Genomic DNA, 20,652 nt, shown 5'->3' with positions numbered 1-20,652 from the left:
CCGTTTTATTTGGAGCGTGTCAGATTGATGCGCTTACGGCAACCACCCTTTCGGCAACCCCGCCAGCGCCTCCTTCATCCGCGCCACCGTCGCCGCCGCCGGTTCCACGAGCGGCAACCTCACCGGCCCCAAGCCATCGCCGAGCAGTTCAAACGCCTTCTTCGCCGGACCCGGATTGGTCTCTCTGAAGATCGCATCGAGCATCGGTGCAAGCATTGCATGTTCACGCAGCGCGGTCGCCGCATCACCATTTGCGGCACTCGCATGAATCCGCGCCCACGCCTTCGGCAACAAACTCGCCGACGTCAGAATGCCGCCCACCGCGCCCAGCAGCACGTGATGCACATACAGCAGGTCGTCGCCGCTGAGGATCGCCATGTCCTTGCCCGCCAGCGCCGCCGTACGCGCAAACGCATTGAGATCCGTGTTGCACGCCTTCATGCCGATGATCGTCCCGTCCTCCTTCGCCATCGCGGCGATGGTGGCGGGCGGCGTCGCGTAGCGCGTGCGCGCCGGAATGTCGTACAACAGCAGCGGCACGCCCGCCGCATCGCGATAGCCCTGGAAATACGCGCGCACACCGGCGTCGCTCGGCGTGACGTAGAAAGGCGTAACCAGCAGCAGCGCCGCCGCACCCGCATCGACGAAGGCCTGGCCCGCACTGAGCGCTTCCGCATAGCCCGGCGACACCACGCCCGCGACCACCGGCACGCGGCCACGCGCCGCTTCCACGGTCGCGCGCACGACCAGCGTGCGTTCAGCCGGCGAGAGCGCCGTATATTCGCCAGTGCCGCCCACCGGCACGAGGCCGGTCGCGCCATCGGCGATCAGCGTATCGACCAGTGCATGCAGACGTTCCGTATCGATTGCGCCATCCGCCGTGAACGGCGTCGGGAACGCGGGGTACATGCCCTTGAGGGCGGAGACTTCGAGTGTCATCGGTGAGAGTCCTGTGAAAGCCTTGAACAGCAGCGCGCGTCAGAGCAGCTTGCCGGGATTCATCCGGCCATCCGGATCGAGCGCGCGCTTCACGGCGCGCATCATGTCGAGTTCAACCGCGCTCTTGTAGTGCGAGAGTTCATCGCGATGCGCGCGGCCGATGCCATGCTCCGCGCTGATGCTGCCGCCGAACTCCACGGCGGCGTCGTTGACGATCTTGCCGATCGCATCGACGCGAGCGTCGCGGTCCTCGACCTTCGCCCATACCGAATGCGGGAACAGCACGATCGAGTGAATGTTGCCGTCGCCCACGTGCCCGACATAGAGAAAGCGCGCGCCTTCCACCAGTCCCGCTTCGTTCAGCCTGACTTCGGTCTGCGCGAGGCACGCGGGAATCTGCGAGATGGGCAACGAAATATCGTGCGTGACGCTCGTACCGAAGCGCACGTTGGCCTCGGACACGATATGCCGGATATGCCACAACGCCGCGGCCTGCGCTTCGCTCGCGGGCAGCGCGGCATCCAGCGCGATGCCTTCCTCGAGCGCCGCGCCGATCACGTCTTCGAGCATCGCCTGCAACGGCGCGTCGTGCGCGGCATCGGCGAGTTCGATCATCAGCACCCACGGCGACTGGCCGTCGAGCGGATCGCGCGTGTCGGGCACTTCCTGATAGACCACGTCGAGCTGGCTGCGCGACATCAGTTCAAACGAAGTCAGCGCGTCGCCGCAGGTGGCGCGGCAACGCGACAGCAGTTCGATGGCGGCATCGGCGGAATCGAGCGCGACCCATGCCGTGGCATGCGAACGCAGCGCGGGGAACAGCTTGAGCACGGCAGCGGTCACCACGCCGAGCGTGCCTTCTGCGCCGATGAACATCTGCTTCATGTCGTAGCCGGTGTTGTCCTTGCGCAGGCCGCGCAGGCCGTCCCAGACGCGGCCGTCCGGCAGTACCGCTTCGAGGCCGAGCACCAGCGCGCGCATGTTGCCGTAGCGCAGCACGGCGGTGCCGCCCGCGTTGGTCGAGATATTGCCGCCGATCTGGCACGAGCCTTCGCTCGCGAGCGACAGCGGAAACAGCCGGTCCACCGACGCCGCCGTTTCCTGGATCTGTTGCAGCGTGCAGCCGGCTTCGACGGTGAGCGTGTCGTTGCGCGTGTCGATCTCGCGGATCTTGCTCATGCGCGCGAGGCTGATGATGATGCTGTCGCCCGCTTCGGACGGCGTCGCGCCGCCCACGAGGCCGGTGTTGCCGCCTTGCGGCACCACGCTCACGCCAAGCTCCGCGCACAGTTGCATCACCTGCGCGACCTGCGCGGTGTCCGCGGGCTTGACCACGGCGTGCGCCTTCCCGTGATAGCGGCCGCGCCAGTCGGTGAGCATCGGTTCGGCGTCGGCGAGGTCCACGAGGCCCTTCGGCCCCACGATATGCAGCAGCGATTCGATCAGATTCATGATTGGACCAGCTTGGGTATGACAGTGACGTTGGGTTTGCCGGTCGCAGCCGCAGTGCCGGGCCGCGCGCCCGAGATGCGCTCGGGCAGCGTGTCGATGCCGGGGCTGCCGAGCAGCGTCATGGTCGTCACGATTTCATCGAACAGCAGCGACAGCACGTGCGCGACGCCCGCATCGCCGCGTGCCGCGAGGCCATACAGCGGCGCGCGGCCGAGCAGCACGCCGCGCGCGCCGAGCGCCACGGCCTTGACCACGTCGGCGCCGCGCCGCACGCCCGAATCGAGGTAGACATGCAGCGCATCGCCGACCGCATCGGCCACGGCGGGCAGCACGTCGAGCGGCGCATGCGCGCCTTCCAGCTGGCGGCCGCCGTGATTCGACAGCACGATGCCGTCCGCGCCGTGCTGCTGCGCGAGACGCGCGTCATCGACGGTCAGGATGCCCTTGACGAGCAGCGGCCCGTTCCAGTGCTTGCGCAGCCACGCGATGTCCGACCACGCCAGCGACAGATCCATCTGGCGCGCCAGCGCGGCCGCCTGACGTTGCAAATCGGGCGCTTCGCCGAGACTGCGCGCGAGGTTGACGAGTTGCGGCGTGCCCTGGCGCGCCATCTGCAACGCCCAGTGCGGATGCCGCAGCAGATCGAGGATCAGCTTTGGCGTGATCGGCAGCGGCAGGCGGTAGTTGTTGTGAATATCGTGATCGCGGCGGCCATGCACGGGCGTGTCCACCGTGACGAGCAGCGTCGTGTAGCCCGCTTCCGACGCGCGCCGCATGATGCACTCGGCGATCCGGCGATCCTTCTGCACGTACAGCTGCATCCACAGCTCGCCGTCCGGCGCAGCGGCGCGCACGTCTTCGAGCAACGACGTGGACGCGCTCGACAGCGCGAACGGCACGCCGCGCGCGGCAGCAGCGCGGGCCAGCGTTTCATCGGCCTTGGGCCAGAACATGCCGTTCAGTCCGGTCGGCCCGACGACCATCGGCGCGGCGGACGCGTAGCCGAACAACTGTGCGGCCGGCGAGACGTGCGAGACGTCCACCATCGCGCGCGGGGCGAAATGCACATCGGTGAACGCGGCGCGGTTGCGCGCCAGCGTATGGCCGTCTTCGGCGCCGCCGTCGAGATAGTCGAAGGCGATCTTCGCCAGCCGCCGTCGCGCGGCCTCACGGTAGTCGGCGACGTTGGCGAAGCCCTGCGTTGAAGAATAGAAAAGACTCATTGCATCGTGATGGTTCGACGACGGTTAGCGCAGCACCCAGTCGTTGAAACGCTCGATCGCGACATCCTGATGCGCCGGCCAGTACGACGGGTCGATACGCACGCCGCGCTTCAGATTGTCCGGGAAGGTCGGCAGGTTCTTCGCGCGCTTCGCATCAATGTACTGGAACGCGTCCGGATGCGTCGGCCCGACCGCCAGCGCGCTCGCGACTTCCGCCTGGCGCTTCGGGTCCGCGCAGAACGCGACGAACTGGCGGCAGGCATCGACATTGTCGCCGCCCTTCATTATGCCGAACCCTTGCGGACCGTAGATGTGACCGTCCCAGGCAATCGCGAGCGGCGCGCCTGCATCGATGGCGGGCAGCACGCGCGCCAGCCAGCTCGATGCCATCGCCACTTCGCCCGACTTGAGCAACTGCTCGCACTGCGCGCCCGTGGTCCACCAGATGTCGATGTTCGGCTTCACGCGGTCGAGGCTCTTGAACGCCTTGTCCAGATCGCACGGATAGACGCTGCTTGGCGGCGTGCCGGCGGCCATCAGCGCTTCTTCGATGGTGTCGAACGGGAACTTGCGCAGCGCGCGGCGGCCCGGGAACGCCTTGGCATCCCACAGGTCGGCCCAGGAAGCGGGCGTCTTGCCGCCCTTGAAGGCGTCCGAGCGATAGGTCATCACCGTCGTGTAGACGTTGTGGCCGATCGCATACTGGTCGCGGAACTGCGCGGGAATCTTCGCGACGGCTGCGTTGCCGTCGAGATTGACAGGCTCCAGATAGACCTTGTCCTTGCGCGACAGAAGATACACGGCCGGGAAGCTCAGCTCGGCCATGTCCCACGTCTTCGCGCCCGTCTCGACGATGCTCTTGATCTGCGCGGTCGGTTCAGCGCCCGAGGCCACGCCCACGACTTCAATGCCTGTCGCCTGCTGGAACGGCTTGTACAGCGTGCGGGTGTAGATGTCGGTGTAGACGCCGCCCGAGTCGCGCACCACGAGGCGCTTCGAAGCGGCTTTCGCCGAGGTCCAGATGGCGGGCATTGCAAGTCCGGCCGCGCCGGCTACGCCGAGTCGAATGAAGTCGCGGCGCGAAGCGGTGGAAGGTTTCTTTTGGTCGTTTGCCATGTGGGTCCCCGAGGTGCGAAAACGGACGCCGCGCGGACAGGCAGAGCACGCGCGGCGCCGCAGGAGTAATGGTCTGGCGGCTCGCCGCGCCTCATCGACGCATTCAACGCATTCGACGCGCCTTGCCAGCGTGCGCTCATGATCGGTCAGACGTGACGCTTCGCCAAACGAGATAAAAGCACCACATGATGCGAAATGCTCAAGACCTCGCGGGCTTGCAGTCGTCGTCGGCGGTGTAATCGCTGGCCTGCTTCAGCAGCCATTCGCGGAACTTCTCCAGCGGCTTGCCATGGCTGAGTTCGGTCGGATAGACGAGGTAGTAGGCAGAGTCGGCCTTGATGCTCGCCTCGAACGGCACGATCAGCCCGAACTGTTCGAGCTGCCCGCTCACCAGGAACTTCGGCACGAGCGCGACGCCCAGGCCTGCCGCGGCCGCGCTGATCGCCATGGTGTGCAGCTCGTAGCGCATGCCGTGCATGGTGCTCGCGTCTTCCAGGCCGAGGCTCGCGAACCAGCGGGTCCAGTCGTCCGGCCGCGTGGTGGAGTGCAGCAGCGGATACGCGAGCAGTTCATGCACGTGCCCGATCGGCCGCTCCAGCAGCGACGCCTTGCACACCGGCACCACTTCCTCGCCGAACAGATAGTCCGCCGTGGTGCCGGGCCAGGTGGGCTTGCCGTAGTGAATGGCGGCTTCGAAGTGAGAATCCACGAAGGAGAACGCATCCGTGCGCACGCCCATGTTGACGCGCACGTCCGGCGTGCAGGCGTAGAAATCGCCGATGCGCGGAATCAGCCACTGCGACGCGAACGTAGGCAGCACGGCCAGCTCCAGGTAACCGCCGCCGCTGCCGTGCGCGATGATGGAGAGCGTGTCGCGGTCGAGCTGTTCGAGCGAACGCCGCACCTGCGTGCCGTAGATGCGGCCCGCGCGCGTCAGCACCACGCGCTGCTTGGCGCGCACGAATAGACGCACGCCCAGATTAATTTCGAGCGTGGCGATCTGACGGGAGATGGCGCTCTCCGTAAGAAACAGTTCCTTGGCCGCGTGCGTGAAGCTTTCATGGCGCGCGGCGGCTTCGAAGGCGAGCAGCGCGCCCATGTTGGGGAGCTTGAACTTGCGCATGGTGATTCCAAACACTCATCAAGTCACAATTTAATCTCGCTTTACGCGCGGCACAACGATTAAAAATAATGCGACCTTGCCGTTGCGGCTCCGCCACCGTGCGTGAAGGCCGGCATCCAACGTCCAACCGCGATACCAGGCGACCATGCGAAATACGAATATCGAAAGCCTGCTCGAGCGTCTGCTCGGCTCCGAGAAGACGGGCTTGCTCTTCAAGACCCTGAACGCCCCCTCGATCCTGAACGACTGGGAACCCAGCACCGTCACGCGCGCCGAACTCGCCCAGGCGATGAACATGGCGCTCTTCGAAGGCCTGCTCGCGCGTTCGCCGAACGGCCGTACTTATACCGATGAAACCATCGCCAACGGCGGCTCCGTATATTTCGACCACGGGGCGCTGCGCACCGTGCGCTGGCCGCAGAACGGCGGCCTGCCGCCGGGCGAAGCCGCGTTCACCCGCATTCTCCGACCGCTCGGTTTCCGGCTGAACGGCCGCTATCCGCTCGACAAGCTCGGCATGACCGGCCGTTCCTATGCCCATGAAGACGCGCCCGATGAGATCGCGCAGTTCTTCGTGAGCGAACTGCACCCCGAGCGCTTCTCGGAGACCTTCCAGCAGGCCGTGACCAATGTGGTAGGCGCGTCGCGCGATCCGCTCACGCCGCTGGCGGTTGCGCAACTGTCGGAACTGGAGCGCGACGGCTCGCTGCCCATCGACGCGGTGCACCAACTGCTGCCGGTGATCGTCGGCGCATTCGAGCGTCAGCACGACCTGCCCATGCTGGCCGACTATGAATTGTTGCTGGCGGAATCGGCGGAAATGGCGTGGATCGCGACCGAGGGCAACGGCTTCAATCACGCAACCGACCGCGTCGCCGACGTGTTCCAGCTCTCCGACGACGAAAAGGCAAAGGGCCGTCCGATGAAGCCCGAAGTCGAACGCTCGCGTTCCGGACGGGTGTTCCAGACGGCCTATCGCGCGGACACGGTCGAGCGCATGTTCCGCACCGCGAACGGCGACACGGTCACGCGCAAGGTGCCGGGCTCGTTCTACGAATTCATTACGCGCAAGCGCGAGTTCGACCGTGCTGCCCGCGCCTGGATGACCGACCTGCGTTTCGATGCCGGCAATGCGCAAGGCATCTTCAAGATGACAGCCGGCGCGGCGAAGTAAGGTGAGCGCGCAGCCGTATGCGGCGGATGCCGCTCAGTTGCAGTCGCTGCAACGCGACCTCGCGGCCGCGTTGCGCGGCGAAGTGCGCTTCGATGCCGGCGCTAAGGCACTCTATGCGTCGGATGCGTCCAATTACCGACAGGTGCCGCTGGGCGTCGTGGTGCCGCGCGATGTCGATGACCTCGCGCGCGCGCTCGAACTGTGCGGTCAACATGACGTGCCATTCCTGACGCGTGGAGGCGGCACGTCGCAGAACGGGCAGTGCGTGAATGTCGCGGTCGTGGCCGACGCGAGCAAGTATGTGAACCGGGTCGTGTCGATCGATTCCGAGGCGCGCACGGCGATTGTCGAGCCGGGCGTGATCTGCGACACGCTGCGCGATGCGGCGGGCGCGCATGGCCTCACATTCGGTCCGGACCCGGCGACGCACAGCCGCTGCACGCTCGGTGGCATGATCGCCAACAACTCGTGCGGCGCGCATTCGGTGATGGCGGGCAAGACCGCCGAGAACGTCGAGGCGCTGGAAGTGCTCACGTATGACGGCGCGCGCTTCTGGACCGGCCCGACGTCGCCCGAAGAACTCCAACGCATCATTGCGGATGGCGGGCGGCAGGGCGAAATCTATCGGCAGTTGCGCGATCTACGCGACCGCTACGCCGACGCGATCCGTCGCGAGTTTCCGCAGATCCGCCGCCGCGTGTCCGGCTTCAATCTCGATCAACTGCTGCCGGAGAACGGCTTCAACGTAGCGCGGGCGCTGGTGGGCACGGAAGGCACGTGTGCGGTGACGCTGCGCGCAAAGGTGCGCCTCGTCCACAGTCCGGCGAGCCGCGTGATCCTCGTGCTCGGCTTCGCGGATATCTTCGTCGCGGCGGACGGCGTCGCGCATTTCGAGCGCTTTGGTCCCATTGCTATCGAAGGACTGGATCGCGGCATCATTCGCGGCCTGCAGGCGCGTGGCCTCAAGGCTGACGAAATCGCGCTACTGCCGGAAGGCGACGCGTGGGTCGTACTCGAATTCGGCGCCGATACCCTCGCCGAGGCCCGTGCGCAGGCCGAAGAAGCGCGCGCGTTTTTCCTGTCGGGCGCGGGCGGCGAGGGCGTCACGGGCTTTGTCGTCGAAGAGAGAGCGAAGCAGGCGCTGATCTGGTCGATTCGCGAAACGGGTGCGTCGGCGGTGGCGTTGTCAGTGGATCCGTCGAAGCCGGACCCGATCACCGGCTGGGAGGATGCGGCCGTGGATCCGTTGCGCCTAGGCGATTATCTGCGGCGCTTCCAGGCGCTCGTGGACCGCCATGGCTACGAGACCTGCCTGTACGGCCATTTCGGCGATGGCTGCGTGCATGCGCGCATAACCTTCGATCTGCGCAGCGCGGAAGGCGTGCTGGTGTGGCGGCGCTTCCTGCGCGAGGCGGCGGAACTGGTCGTGGAATTTGGCGGCTCGCTGTCGGGCGAACATGGCGACGGCCAGGCCAAGGCCGAGTTCCTGCCGATCATGTACAGCCTCGAGATCATCTTGGCGATGGAGCAGTTCAAGGCCATCTGGGACCCGGCGCAGCGCCTCAATCCGGGCAAGGTGGTGAACGCCTATCGCGCCGACGAGAACCTGCGCATGGGCCCCGCGTACAAGCCCGTGCAGTTGCAGACGAAGCTCACCTTCCGCAGTCCCGAAGGCGACGGCATGCAGCGCGCGGTGGAGCGGTGCATCGGCATGGGCAAGTGCCGCTCGCTCGATGGCGGCACGATGTGCCCGAGCTTTCGCGGCAGCCGCGAGGAACGCCAGTCGACGCGCGGTCGTGCGCATCTGCTGTGGGAGATGCTGCAGGGCGACGTCATCGAGGACGGCTGGGACAGCGTCGAAGTCAAGGAAGCGCTGGACACGTGTCTTGCGTGCAAGGGCTGCCGCAGCGACTGTCCGACGCATACCGACATGGCCTCGTACAAGGCCGAATTCCTGTCGCATCACTATGCCCGCAGGCGGCGTCCGCGTCAGGCGTGGTTCATGGGGCGCATCGGGCAGTGGGCGCCGTTTGCCGCGCGCGCGCCGTGGCTCGCCAATCTCGCGACTTCGTTCCGGCCGCTTGCGCCGGTGAGCAAATGGATCGCCGGCGTGGCGAAGGATCGCGCGTTGCCGGTGTTCGCGCCGCGCACCTTCCGTGCGACGGCGGCGGCGCAGGGGCATCGCAATGCCGCGAAGCCGACGCGCAAGGTGCTCTTCTGGGTCGATACCTTCAACGACCACTTCACGCCGGATGTGGCGCACGCCGCAAGCGACGTGCTGGCCGCGCTGGGCTATGAGGTCGTGCTGCCGAAGAAGCGTCTGTGCTGCGGCCGTCCGCTGTACGACTACGGCTTGCTCGACGAAGCGCGCGCGATGCTGCGCGAAGTGCTCGACACCTTCGCCGACGAGATCCGCGCGGGCACGCCGCTGGTCGGTCTGGAGCCGGGCTGCCTGTCGGTGTTCCGTGACGAACTGGTCAAGCAGCTTCCCGATGATCCGCTCGCGCATCAACTGGCGCGCCAGACCTTCATGTTCTCGGACTTCGTCGCCGATGCCGACTTCGACTGGCCGACACTCGACGCCGACGTGCTGCTGCACGGTCATTGTCACCAGAAGGCGCTGTTCGGCATGAAGAAGGAAACCGCGCTGCTCGGTCGACTCGGCGTGCGCTGGAAGCTGCTCGATACCGGCTGCTGCGGCATGGCCGGTTCGTTCGGCTTCAACGCGGACCATTACGAGCTTTCGATGAAGATCGGCGAAGACAAGCTGTTGCCGCTCGTGCGCGCGGCGCAGCAGGACACGCTGATCGTCACCAACGGCTTCAGTTGCCGCGAGCAGATCGCGCACGGCGCGCAACGGCACACGCTGCATGTCGCGCAACTGCTGCAACGCGCGCTGCAACACGGCACGCGCAAGCCCGCGCCACAGCGCGGACTCACTTCGCTTGATGCGTGAAGCGCATCAAGTCCTGCAATTAACTCGCTTGAGCCCGGTTGCGCGCACTCGCACAATCGGGCCAGTTCCACTGGAGATCCATCCTTGAAAGCTTCCACCATTCTTTCCGATCTGGGCATCGCGCGTCTGGCCGAAGAAGGCGATATCGTCGTGCGCTCGCCGATCGACGGCGCCGTTGTCGGCCATGTGAAGAGCCACACGCAAGCGCAAGCCGATGCCGCGCTCGCCGCCGCGAAGACCGCCAGCGAAGCCTGGCGCAACGTGCCCGCGCCGCGCCGCGGCGAACTCGTGCGCCTGCTCGGCAACAAGCTGCGCGAGAAGAAGGAAGCGCTCGGACGCATCATCACCCTGGAGACCGGCAAGATTCTTCAGGAAGGCATGGGCGAAGTGCAGGAAATGATCGACATCTGCGACTTCGCGGTCGGTCTCTCGCGGCAGCTGTACGGCCTGACCATCGCGTCGGAGCGTCCCGGCCATCGCATGGCGGAATCGTGGCATCCGCTCGGCGTCTGCACCGTGATCTCGGCGTTCAACTTCCCGGCGGCCGTGTGGTCGTGGAACGCGGCGCTCGCGCTCGTGTGCGGCAATGCCGTGATCTGGAAGCCGTCGGAGAAGACGCCGCTGACGGCGCTTGCCGTGGACCGCATTCTCGAAGACGCGCTCGCAGAATTCGGCGATGCACCCAAGGGCCTCACCTGCGTCATCAACGGCGGCCGCGAGATCGGTGCGCAACTCGTCGCGGACCCGCGCTCGTCGGTCGTCAGCGCGACGGGCAGCACGGAGATGGGCCGCACGGTTGGCATCGAAGTGGCGAAGCGCTTCGGCCGCTCGATCCTCGAACTCGGCGGCAACAACGCGGGCATCGTGACCGGCACCGCTGACAGCGAACTCGCGCTGCGCGGGATCCTGTTCTCGGCGGTCGGCACAGCGGGCCAGCGCTGCACGACGCTGCGCCGCCTGTTCGTGCACGAAAGCGTGTATGAGCAGACCGTCGCGCGTCTGAAGACGCTTTACAGCAAGGTCGCCATCGGCGATCCGCTCATGGCCGGCACGCTGATGGGCCCGCTGATCGACGCGCAATCGTTCGAGCGCATGCAGGCCGCGCTTGCACAGGCGAAGGACGAAGGCGGCACGGTGACGGGCGGCGAGCGTCATGTCGTGGCGGGCCGCGAGAACGGTTACTACGTGCGTCCGGCCATCGTCGAGATGCCGTCGCAGACCGCGGTGATGCTGAAGGAAACCTTCGCGCCGATTCTCTACGTGATGAAGTACCGCGAATTCAGCGAGGCGATCGAAGCGAACAATGCGGCGTCGCATGGTCTTTCGTCGTGCGTGTTCACGACCGATCTGCGCGAGGCCGAGCGTTTCCTCTCGGATTCGGGCAGCGATTGCGGCATTGCCAACGTGAACATCGGGCCGAGCGGCGCGGAGATCGGCGGCGCGTTCGGCGGCGAGAAGGAAACCGGCGGCGGCCGCGAGTCCGGTTCCGACGCATGGAAGGGCTACATGCGCCGTGCCACCAATACGGTCAACTATTCGTCCGCGTTGCCGCTGGCCCAGGGCATCGACTTTTCGATCGAGTAAGCCGCGCGTTCTGGAGCCATCATGATGGTCGACTTTACTGAGCCATTCCGGAACCCCGGCGGCTCGCCGATCCGCGAGTTGTTCAAGTATCTCGGCGAGCCGGGAATGATCTCGCTCGCGGGCGGTTATCCGGCGAGCGATCTGTTCGATACCGACGGCTTGCAGCGCGCCGCCGCACAGGCGTGGACGCATCCCGCGCGCTGCCTGCAATATGGTCCCACCGACGGCCTGCCGGAACTCAAGGACGCGCTCGCGCAGCTCATGCAGCAACGCGGCGTGACGGTGCCTGCGGACCAACTGATGGTGACGACCGGCTCGCAACAAGGCTTCGATCTGCTGCTGCGCGTGCTGGTCTCACCCGGCGATGCCGTGCTCACCGAGCAGCCCGCGTATCCCGCCACCTTGCAGGCCCTGAAGATGCAGCAGGCGCGCATCGTCACGGTGCCGGTGGATGCGCAAGGGCTGGATGTCGCGCGGCTCGCGGCGATGCTGGAGAGCGGCGAAGCGGGACGTCCGAAGCTGCTCTACACCGTACCGACGTTCGCCAATCCGACAGGCGCGACGTTGTCGCTCGAACGTCGCAAGGCACTTGTTGAATTGGCGGTGAAGCACGGCTTCATTATCGTTGAAGACGAACCTTATGCTGACCTGCGTTTTGCCGGCGAGGCCTTGCCTTCGCTGCTGAAGGTGGCGCAGGACATCGACGGCGGACGTGAGCGCGTCGTGTACTTCGGCAGTCTGTCGAAGGTGGTGGCGCCGGGGATTCGGATTGGCTGGACCGTCGCGCCCGCGGACATCGTGCGGCGCTGCACCGTCGCCAAGCAGACTGCCGATCTGTGCAGCGCGCCGTGGATGCAGGCGATTGCCGCCACGTATCTCGCACAGGGCGCGCTGAGGGAACACCTGCCGGGCATCGCGGAGCAGTATCGGCGTAAGTGCGAGGCCTTGTGCGATGCACTCGATGTGCAGCTCGCGGGCGCGCTGCAATTCCAGCGGCCGGAAGGCGGCATGTTTGTCTGGGCGCGCATGGACGGGACGGATTCATCGGAACTGCTGAAGCATGCGATCGAGCAGAAGGTGCTGTTCGTGCCGGGCAAGGCCTTCTATGCCGATCAAACCGATGCCGCCGCATTCCGTCTTTCGTTCGCTGCGCCGGATATAGGGGAGATAGGCGAAGCGGCGGCGCGGCTTGCGCGTGCGCGCGAGGCGCTGCTGGGCGAAAGCCAGCGTTAGTGGTAAACGAAGGCGCCGGGACAGGATGCCCCGGCGCCTTCGTTCGTCCGCGCCTCAGGATGAAGAAACCACAAGACTTAGTGATTATTCGTAGTTTGACGCTGGTTTCGCGTTTCCGGATAGTCGCTTCCAGCCCGGTCAGCCGGCCGGCTTAGCGCGCGGGACCAACGAGAAACACGACACTCACCTCTCGCTTCATTCTCGTTCCCCGCGATCATCGAAAAGCAACCGGATAGACATACATAATGAAAAGAAGCTTGTTGGCAGGGGCGACCCTCTCGTCGTTGGCCGTCGCGGTTCCCTGCGCCGCGCAAAGCAGTGTCACGCTCTATGGTGTCATCGATGTCGGCATCAACTACACCAGCAACGCGCAGACCGGACGCGCGAACGGCGCGCTCAAGGGCGCGTCGCAATTCAACATGCAGGACGGCGGCTCGGGCGGCATCAGCGGCAGCCGCTGGGGCATGCGCGTGAAGGAAGATCTGGGCGGCGGATATGGGGCCATCGCCACGCTGGAAAACGGCTTCAACATCCAGAGCGGCACGCTCGGCCAGGGCGGCGCGGAATTTGGAAGGCAGGCGTTCGTCGGACTGACCACGCCCTACGGCACAGCGACCGCCGGCCGCCAGTACGACTCGGTGGTGGACTTCGTGCAGCCGTACTCGACCGTCGCGATGTGGGGCGGCTATCCGGCCAGCCAGCCGGGCGACATCGACAATCAGGGCAACACCCGGCGCGTCAACAACTCGGTCAAGTTCCGCAGCAAGGACTACGGCGGCTTCTCGTTCGGCGGCGTCTACAGCCTGGGCGGCGTGGCGGGCAGCGCCGGACGCAATCAGGTCTACTCGCTAGGCGTCGGCTTCTCGCGCGGACCGTTGTCGATCGGCGCGGCCTACCTGAACTCGCGCGATCCGAACTATTCGTTCTTCGGCACCAATCCGTCATCCGGCACCGCCGCGACCAGCAACAACATGGGTTCGTTCGGCTCGGCGACGGCCGCGCAATCGAATCCGATCTTCGGCGGCTATAGCTCGGCGCAGACCTATCAGGTCATCGCGACGGGCGCGTCGTACAAGTTCGGCACTTCGTCGGTGGCGCTGAACTACAACAACGTGCAGTTCAAGCATCTTGAAGACGGCGACGGTCCGAACATGCTCGGCTATGGCGGCACCGGCAAGTTCGATACAGTCGAGGCGAACTACACGTTGCAGGCCACGCCCTCGCTGCTCGGCGGCGTGGTATACGAGTACGTGCATTCTAGCGGCGCGAACGATCGCGTCGCGGCCCATTACAACCAGGTCGGCGTGGGCGCAGATTACCTGCTGTCGAAGCGTACCGATGTCTATGCGATCGGCGTGTACCAGCGCGCAAGCGGCACCGATTCGTACGGCCAGTCCGCCGTAGCAGCCATCAACGGACAGACGCCCTCGGCAAGCAACCACCAATTCGCGCTGCGGCTGTCGCTGCGTCATCGTTTCTGATCCCTTATGGCCCGTGCGGCCCGAGGGCGTGCTGGGGGCCCTGATCATGCAGAGAGGAAAAATTGGAAGACGATAAACAGCGTAACGACAGACCTCTTCCCTAAAGCCGCCGTGCCGTCATCGAGCAGGCGCTCCCGGGCGCGGTGATCGCGGCGTTCCCGTTTGTATGGACACCCGCGCGCACGACGGGCAAGCGCATCGTGGTGCGTGAAGACGGCGGCGTCTATCCACGCTGCGGTTCGTGTTCATCTCCGTTCTGAGCTCCATTGCCGACCGCTTGCGCCGTCGAAGCACTGAATCTTGGTGCGATCCAAATTAGAGAAAACCGTATGTTGCCGAAGTCTCAATCCTTGCATGGCCAGCGCGCCATGGCGGCCGCCGGCGCGAACGCCGAGGACGCGGAACTCTGGCGCTGGTTCTCGCTGCTCATGCAAGACCGCCGCGTGCGCTGGTGCCAGGCGGACGACCGGTGGTTCGTCAGCGTCGACAACCGCCACGTGGCGACCGAACTATCCTTCGACGCAGCCATCAGACGCGCGAAAGAACACGTCCGGCAGCAAGGCTCGATGGAGCGGCGTCTTCGCTGAATATTGTGTTGAACTGAAGCGAACGCATCGTGTAAGTGAAACCGGCCGTATTCGCGCATGCTGATGACGTTGTTGCCTGACCCGGCACGAGGTCTTTTCTTATTCGGCCGCAGTTTCACCTGCCGAGTCTCGCGCAAACCCGCTTGCACCACTCGCCTTACCCCGTGAGCTTATCGCGGCACAGCCCTTCCAGCATCGCGATGCCATGACGCTGCCGCTTCACGAGGTCCTGCGCATTGGACTGCAGACACGCCAGCTCCAGCAGTGCCGACGTTACTATCGCCGCCGCGTCATTGATCCCGGCGTCGCGGCCGGTGGCGGCTAAGTCCCAGGGCTGCACCTGACGTCCGTCGAGGCGGCGCAAGTCATATTCGGCGAGCCGTTCCGTGAGATCAGATACGAGCGTTTGCTGGTTTCGCGCGCCGAGTTGACGCAACCGTAGATCGCCCACGCCGCGGCTCCACGCGGATTGATCGGGGGCGCCCTGGAAGGAATCGCCGCAAACACGCCCGCCGCTTGGGACGTCGTAATTGACAGCGAGTCACGTCGAGTCGTCGCGCAAGAAAGGTGCGCGCGGTCATGTCGGCGTGCGCATTGGCAGCATGTCGATTACCGCCGTCGTCGGTGTGATTCGCGGGCTACTAGCCGACTCATCACCATCAATGACAGCTTCTCCGCGTGTCTAATCGTCGGCCGGCGCGCGTCTTCCATCGCTCAATGTCGCAGCGCGTATCTCAATCATCCGGGTATCGGCGGCGTCGACGGATGAGCAGCCAGGAGTGCGTGTGGTTTCCATGACCGCTTCAGCGGAAATTCAGCCGTTTGTTGGTCCGGCTGCCCTGCCAGCGTGTGTCTTTTTTGACTTCGCAATGTCGCGCTGCGCCGCCGCGACATTGCGCAGCTTGAGCGGACAGGCGATGTTGTGCCGACTGCAGAAGTTAGCTCGACTACTGCCACGCCGCAGATAAAGCCTTTCGTGCTGATTTGCAAGAGTTCGCGCAAAGTGTGCAAGGAGGCCCGCGCTGCGTTCAAGGTGCTGCAGGGACGTCTGGACTACGTCTTGGGGGAAGGGGTGAAAAAGTGTGGGCGAATCGGCGTAGGACGGGCCGTGCCGTCGAATTTTCAAACCCATGAAATCAGAAGTTCAGTTGCCGCTCACTTCGTAAGACCGTCTCTCCACCTTAACATCTTTAACACCACTTTAACATCGCTTTAACATCCCTTTAACATGTAAAAATCGGCTCAAAGCCCCGCCAATAAAGGATCCTAGGTAATTAGGGCCATGTTAAAGCCTTTAACATTTCTTGTTAAAAGGGGATTTTTTCTGCGCGTGAGAGAACGCTCGGTGTCCGCGTCGAAAGGTCTCCAGATCTGAGATACCCCCTCCCCCTAGGGTCCCAGTGTCTCATCGTACGACTTGACAATCCGTGCGCGATGCATTGGAAAACTCACGTAATCGGCGATGCGTCAACGTTGGAATGTGGGCGCATGCGCTTATCTTGTCAACGATCCGTGCCGGTCTTAGTCTTACCGGCGAAATTCTGGAGGATGACCCACAAGAATGCGCCAACTCAGTCACAACGCGGGTTTGCGCGATACACTTCGCCACTTCTTCGCCACTTAGTTTTGGTTTTCGTGATTCAGCCAAACGCATCTTCTCGCGCCGCCGTGCATGCGCATTGACAACCGAGCCTAAGTCTGCCTCGCGGTGCACCATCGTTGCGCGCACATCCTTATAGCGCATTACGCGCCTGATGGCTGGAAAGAGACGGCCCTTGTCTGGCGTCAGCTACAACTGACGCCGCCGACGTCTATGGAGCGCTCGTCGACGCTGACGAAACTCGGCATATCGCCTGCCGATCGTTCGAAGGTGTTGGGCGGCGGAAAGAATAAGGTTGGCAACTCGATTGGCACGTGCCATCGATCGATTGTTTCCATCCTATGTCAATAGCTAAGTTCTCACGCGCGCTTTGTCGATGGCGCCTTTGCGGCGAGCAAATTTGCGGGGGGTACTGTCTCAGACCGGCCATCTTCGGTCATCCGAACAAACATCAATTGCGAGATTCAAGTGACGGTTATACCGCTATGAAGCGGCCATTGAAGCCGCTTCGAAGCGAATGGCAGAACTAAGAGGCCAATCACGCTGGGCAGTAGCTGGCGACTTTACGCCGTCTGAGCGACTCGGTCGTCGAAGCTATCCATGATGGATCCGACTTTAGAACGTTGCAAAGTGGATGTGTATCGCACTCAGCACGAAGTCCAGGAGCGCCTTTAATTCCGGCAACAATCCAACTGCCCTATAACTGGTCATCAAGGCGTCAAAGTTCAGTTACGAATCAACGCGTAATCTACGCCGGACTAACGAAATTCGGTTTTAAATAAGGACCCCATATTAATTGAAAACATCCGTACATGATGTCGGTTCCGGGGCGTTGAAATTAAGGCATATCGGCTTTCCCGCGATCCGTCACGCACGCGGATAGGTTGCTGCGCGGTATAGCTTACGTAGAAATGAACGCGCTCGACGTTGGAACGTATTACCGCAATCAGCGTACGGGCGGGGGACATTGGCGCAAATGACGAGCAAAGACGTCGCGTCGTGTCGCAAGAACGCCACATTGCATGACGAACATATGTGGCAGTTTTCCTTCGAAGATCAAGAGGTTAGGGGCCGTTTTCACTAGCAACCGTGTGAACACGATTAGCGCAATAACCGAACCTCAACAGTCGATCGCCGACTCGTCGGATCGTAGGCGGAGTACCGCGAGCCAGAGGGCAAGGCGGCGACGCCTGTCCGTAGGTTTTGGACTCAGGTTGGCCAACAAATGTCGCTGGTATGGCTTCACCGCGTGAACCGACCGGCAATCAGGACTACGATATCCTCGGGCGCACGTCTCGCTCCGCAGCATTTCTGACTGACAGGCTAAAGCCGAAACTGATGATCGGAAATTGCACCTTGCATAGGTCGATGGCGTGCTACGGAAAGGAACCCCATTCGCTACAACGCGCGTCACTTGCTTTCGCAACGAAATTACGAAACGAATCGACTTCCTTATGCACCGATGTTATAAATTGCGGACGTCTCGTCCCTAGAATATTCCGCGACTGGTAGATATCGATGCCCTCTGTTTTCCTCAGCCACAGCTCTGAAGACAAACCATTTGTTCGTGAGCTGTACACACGTCTCACTCGCGATGGCGTGACCTGTTTTTTTGACGAAGAGTCAATCGAATGGGGTGCTAACTGGGTGAGGGCATTAGAAAAGGGGATTGACGAATGCGACTACTTGGTGGTGATACTTTCCCCGAATTTCCTAACGTCTAAATGGGCTGAGATCGAACGAACCGCCTCGATGGCGAACGATCCAAATGGTCTCGAGCGCAAGGTTCGTCCACTAATGTTGACTCAATGTAGGACAGATGGGAATTTCCCCCGTTTTTTACGACAGGTGCAGACGCTCGATATTAGTACCGATGTACTATTCGAAAAAAAATACCCATTGATTTGCCATGATCTGGGGGGGACGCCGGGAGATAACATGGTTACCCCCACGGATCATTCGGTGTTACCACCGATAGTCAATCTTCCGGCACGCTCCCGCATGTTATATCGCTCACTTGGTAACCGATTTATAGGGCGTGTTAAAGCGTTGTGGACACTGCGCAACTGTCTAATTTTAGGCAAATACACTGTAGAGCAAGGCATAGCAGTCGTGGTCGGTACTGGCGGACTGGGCAAAACACAACTCGCAGTTGAATACGCTCACCGCTTCTCTACCGACTATCCAGGTGGGGTATTTTGGATCGAGGCCGATCAGGGACCGTCGCGACTGATTGCGGTTATTACTAAGGCCCTGGGTATTGAAGTGGACGAAACGCTGCCACTCGGTGAACAAGTCCAGGCTTTATGGCATGCGCTAAATTGCACAACTGCCTCTCTTGTAATCCTTGATAACTTTTCTGAGAGTCAACCTCTACAACCGTGGCTACCGCCAACCGGGCGAATCCATGTCTTGGTCACGACACGCAGGACCGACTTGACTCGCTACTCAACGGTTGAACTGAGCGCTTTAAGCTCTGAAGAAGGCGTTCAACTTCTAAGTTCAGGTCAACGACGTTATGGATACAATGAGGGCGCCAGTATTATTCAAGCGGTAGGCGGATTGCCGTTGGCCTTGGAGCTTCTTCGAGATTATCTCGATATGCGCCCGGATATCACACCGAAGGTCGTTCTGGATGAGTTTAAGCATGGGGATATTGTTTCTTTTTTGGAGGAGTTTGCGGGGGAGTATCGTGATGAATTACCAACCGGGCATGAAAAAGGTGTGATCAACACCTTCGAGTTTAGTTGGGCGCTTATCTCGGAATCAGCAAAACGCGTTCTGACGGTAATGGCTGTCCTGGCTCCAATCGGGTTGCCGCATCGGGTTTTGAGGGCCGCTCTGGCAATCCCCGAAACAACTCCGCTGCGTGATCCACTTCGAAATTGGCTAACCGAACTACGCCGGCTGTCGTTGATCGATTTCGACATTGATGGCAATCCGTTCACGCACCGATTAATCATGGGGTTTGTTCGACTTCGTAGTCCAATTGAAGACGCCCTAAGAGAAGCCACAACACAAAGTTTGTGCCGCGAAATGGAGCGATCACATGATCAAAATGACTTCCATAGCATAACCGAGCTTGAGGCGGTTCTTCCGCATGCAGAAGTTGTGTTCAAGAATCGTTCGGCCTCCGACCCGGTTATGATCGAGCTTGCAGTCCACATCGCTAAGCATTATGAAAACGTCGGGAAGTTGATGCTGGCTCGCTTTTATTATCAAGAAGCGTTGTCTCTTCTTGAAATTTCGTGCCCGTCTAGTCATCCAGCTATCTTTGTCTGCCAATCTGGCCTTGCAATAGTCCTCAAAGAGTTGGGCGAATTGAAGGAAGCACGTAAGCTGATGCTCACAGTGCTGGATGCAAGTAGACGACTCTTGCCACCCGATGATCCCCGCATCGTCGCTGATCAATCGAATCTGGCGGCTATACTTTCTGACCTGGGCGAGCTTTCGGAGGCCCGTGATTTGTTGCGTGCCGCCCTTGCGTCGGATCAAAAACGAATTCCACCAGACGACTCAGTCATCGCTTTGCGTCAATCCAATCTCGCCATGGTGCTTCTAGATCTAGGCGAGCTTTCGGAGGCCCGTGACTTGTTACGTGCCGCTCTTGCTTCGGATCAGAAAAGACTCCCACTCGATCATCCAGATATTGCTTTGCGCCAATCGAATTTGTCGATAGTACTTAGGGGACTCGGCCAACTTCCGGAAGCAAGAGACCTGTTGTGCGCTTCGCTGGCTGCGCAAGAAAAACACTTTCCAGCTGAGCATCCTCGGCTTAATGCTGTTCGGACGAATTTAGGAACGGTGTATTTGGACTTAGGTGAGCTCGAAAAGGCGCGTGATCTTTTGCGTCTTGTCGTTTCGTCGGTTGAGAAGTGCTACGAACCAGGTAACCACAACATCGCCAGAAGTCAAATGAATCTTGCATCTGCCCTTAAGAAACTAGGTGAACTCGGGGAGGCGCGTGATTTAATGCGCGTCGCGCTTGCTTCAGAGGAAAGGATATTCGGGTTTGACCATTCAAGAGTGGCAAAAAGTCAAAACAACCTCGCCACGGTGCTTAAGGATCTAGGTGAGCTTTCGGAGGCCCGTGACTTGTTACGTGCCGCTCTTGCTTCGGATCAGAAAAGACTCCCACTCGATCATCCAGATATTGCTTTGCGCCAATCGAATTTGTCGATAGT

General features: G+C 62.2%; 13 protein-coding genes. 7 read left to right on the top strand and 6 right to left on the bottom strand.

Features of this window, described 5'->3' with window-relative positions:
* Positions 1-33 precede the first annotated feature (33 nt).
* The 5 genes from dapA to NCT04_RS00360 all read right to left on the bottom strand — a co-directional run bounded on the left by dapA (position 34) and on the right by NCT04_RS00360 (position 5,853).
* Positions 34-939, bottom strand: a complete 906-nt coding sequence (dapA, locus tag NCT04_RS00380) for a 4-hydroxy-tetrahydrodipicolinate synthase (protein WP_250462512.1) — start codon at positions 937-939, stop codon at positions 34-36.
* A 39-nt stretch (positions 940-978) separates the two neighbouring features.
* The gene (locus NCT04_RS00375; protein ID WP_250462509.1) at positions 979-2,391 is read right to left on the bottom strand and encodes an FAD-binding oxidoreductase; all 1,413 of its coding nucleotides are present in this window, start codon (positions 2,389-2,391) and stop codon (positions 979-981) included.
* Entirely contained in the window at positions 2,388-3,614 is a 1,227-nt protein-coding gene (locus NCT04_RS00370; RefSeq protein ID WP_250462506.1) for an alpha-hydroxy acid oxidase, read from the bottom strand. Before NCT04_RS00370 ends, NCT04_RS00375 begins: the two co-directional genes overlap by 4 nt.
* 24 nt (positions 3,615-3,638) lie before the next feature.
* Positions 3,639-4,730, bottom strand: coding sequence for an ABC transporter substrate-binding protein (locus NCT04_RS00365; RefSeq protein ID WP_250462503.1), 1,092 nt, complete (start codon positions 4,728-4,730; stop codon positions 3,639-3,641).
* Positions 4,731-4,929: 199 nt separating this feature from the next.
* Positions 4,930-5,853, bottom strand: coding sequence for a LysR family transcriptional regulator (locus NCT04_RS00360; RefSeq protein ID WP_250462500.1), 924 nt, complete (start codon positions 5,851-5,853; stop codon positions 4,930-4,932).
* 145 nt (positions 5,854-5,998) lie between these two features.
* On the opposite strand from NCT04_RS00360, the gene NCT04_RS00355 reads away from it, so the two are divergent.
* The 6 genes from NCT04_RS00355 (at position 5,999) to NCT04_RS00330 (ending at position 14,868) form a co-directional block, all read left to right on the top strand.
* Entirely contained in the window at positions 5,999-7,027 is a 1,029-nt protein-coding gene (locus NCT04_RS00355; protein WP_250462498.1) for a DUF1338 domain-containing protein, read from the top strand.
* A gap of 1 nt (position 7,028) precedes the next feature.
* Positions 7,029-9,983: an FAD-binding and (Fe-S)-binding domain-containing protein gene (locus tag NCT04_RS00350; protein ID WP_250462496.1), complete on the top strand. Its 2,955-nt coding sequence runs from the start codon at positions 7,029-7,031 to the stop codon at positions 9,981-9,983.
* Positions 9,984-10,067: 84 nt separating this feature from the next.
* Positions 10,068-11,567, top strand: coding sequence for an L-piperidine-6-carboxylate dehydrogenase (gene amaB, locus NCT04_RS00345; RefSeq protein WP_250462493.1), 1,500 nt, complete (start codon positions 10,068-10,070; stop codon positions 11,565-11,567).
* A gap of 24 nt (positions 11,568-11,591) precedes the next feature.
* A complete protein-coding gene (locus tag NCT04_RS00340) occupies positions 11,592-12,800 on the top strand; it encodes an aminotransferase-like domain-containing protein (protein WP_250462552.1) in 1,209 nt (402 codons plus the stop codon).
* Between the two features lie 245 nt (positions 12,801-13,045).
* A complete protein-coding gene (locus tag NCT04_RS00335; protein ID WP_250462490.1) occupies positions 13,046-14,281 on the top strand; it encodes a porin in 1,236 nt (411 codons plus the stop codon).
* Between the two features lie 329 nt (positions 14,282-14,610).
* Positions 14,611-14,868, top strand: coding sequence for a hypothetical protein (locus NCT04_RS00330; protein ID WP_250462488.1), 258 nt, complete (start codon positions 14,611-14,613; stop codon positions 14,866-14,868).
* A 157-nt stretch (positions 14,869-15,025) separates the two neighbouring features.
* Here the strand turns inward: NCT04_RS00330 and NCT04_RS00325 are convergent, their stop codons facing one another.
* Positions 15,026-15,319 carry a hypothetical protein gene (locus tag NCT04_RS00325; RefSeq protein WP_250462486.1) on the bottom strand — a complete coding sequence of 98 codons (294 nt, stop codon included), beginning with the start codon at positions 15,317-15,319 and terminating at the stop codon, positions 15,026-15,028.
* A gap of 2,667 nt (positions 15,320-17,986) precedes the next feature.
* Between NCT04_RS00325 and NCT04_RS00320 the strand changes: the two genes are divergently transcribed.
* The coding region (locus NCT04_RS00320; protein WP_250462484.1) for a tetratricopeptide repeat protein at positions 17,987-20,652 on the top strand (2,666 nt) is incomplete at its 3' end.

The organism is Caballeronia sp. GAFFF2, from assembly GCF_023631485.1.
In the GTDB taxonomy this organism is placed as follows: Bacteria; Pseudomonadota; Gammaproteobacteria; order Burkholderiales; family Burkholderiaceae; genus Caballeronia.
This window is presented reverse-complemented; position numbering and strand designations above follow the sequence as displayed.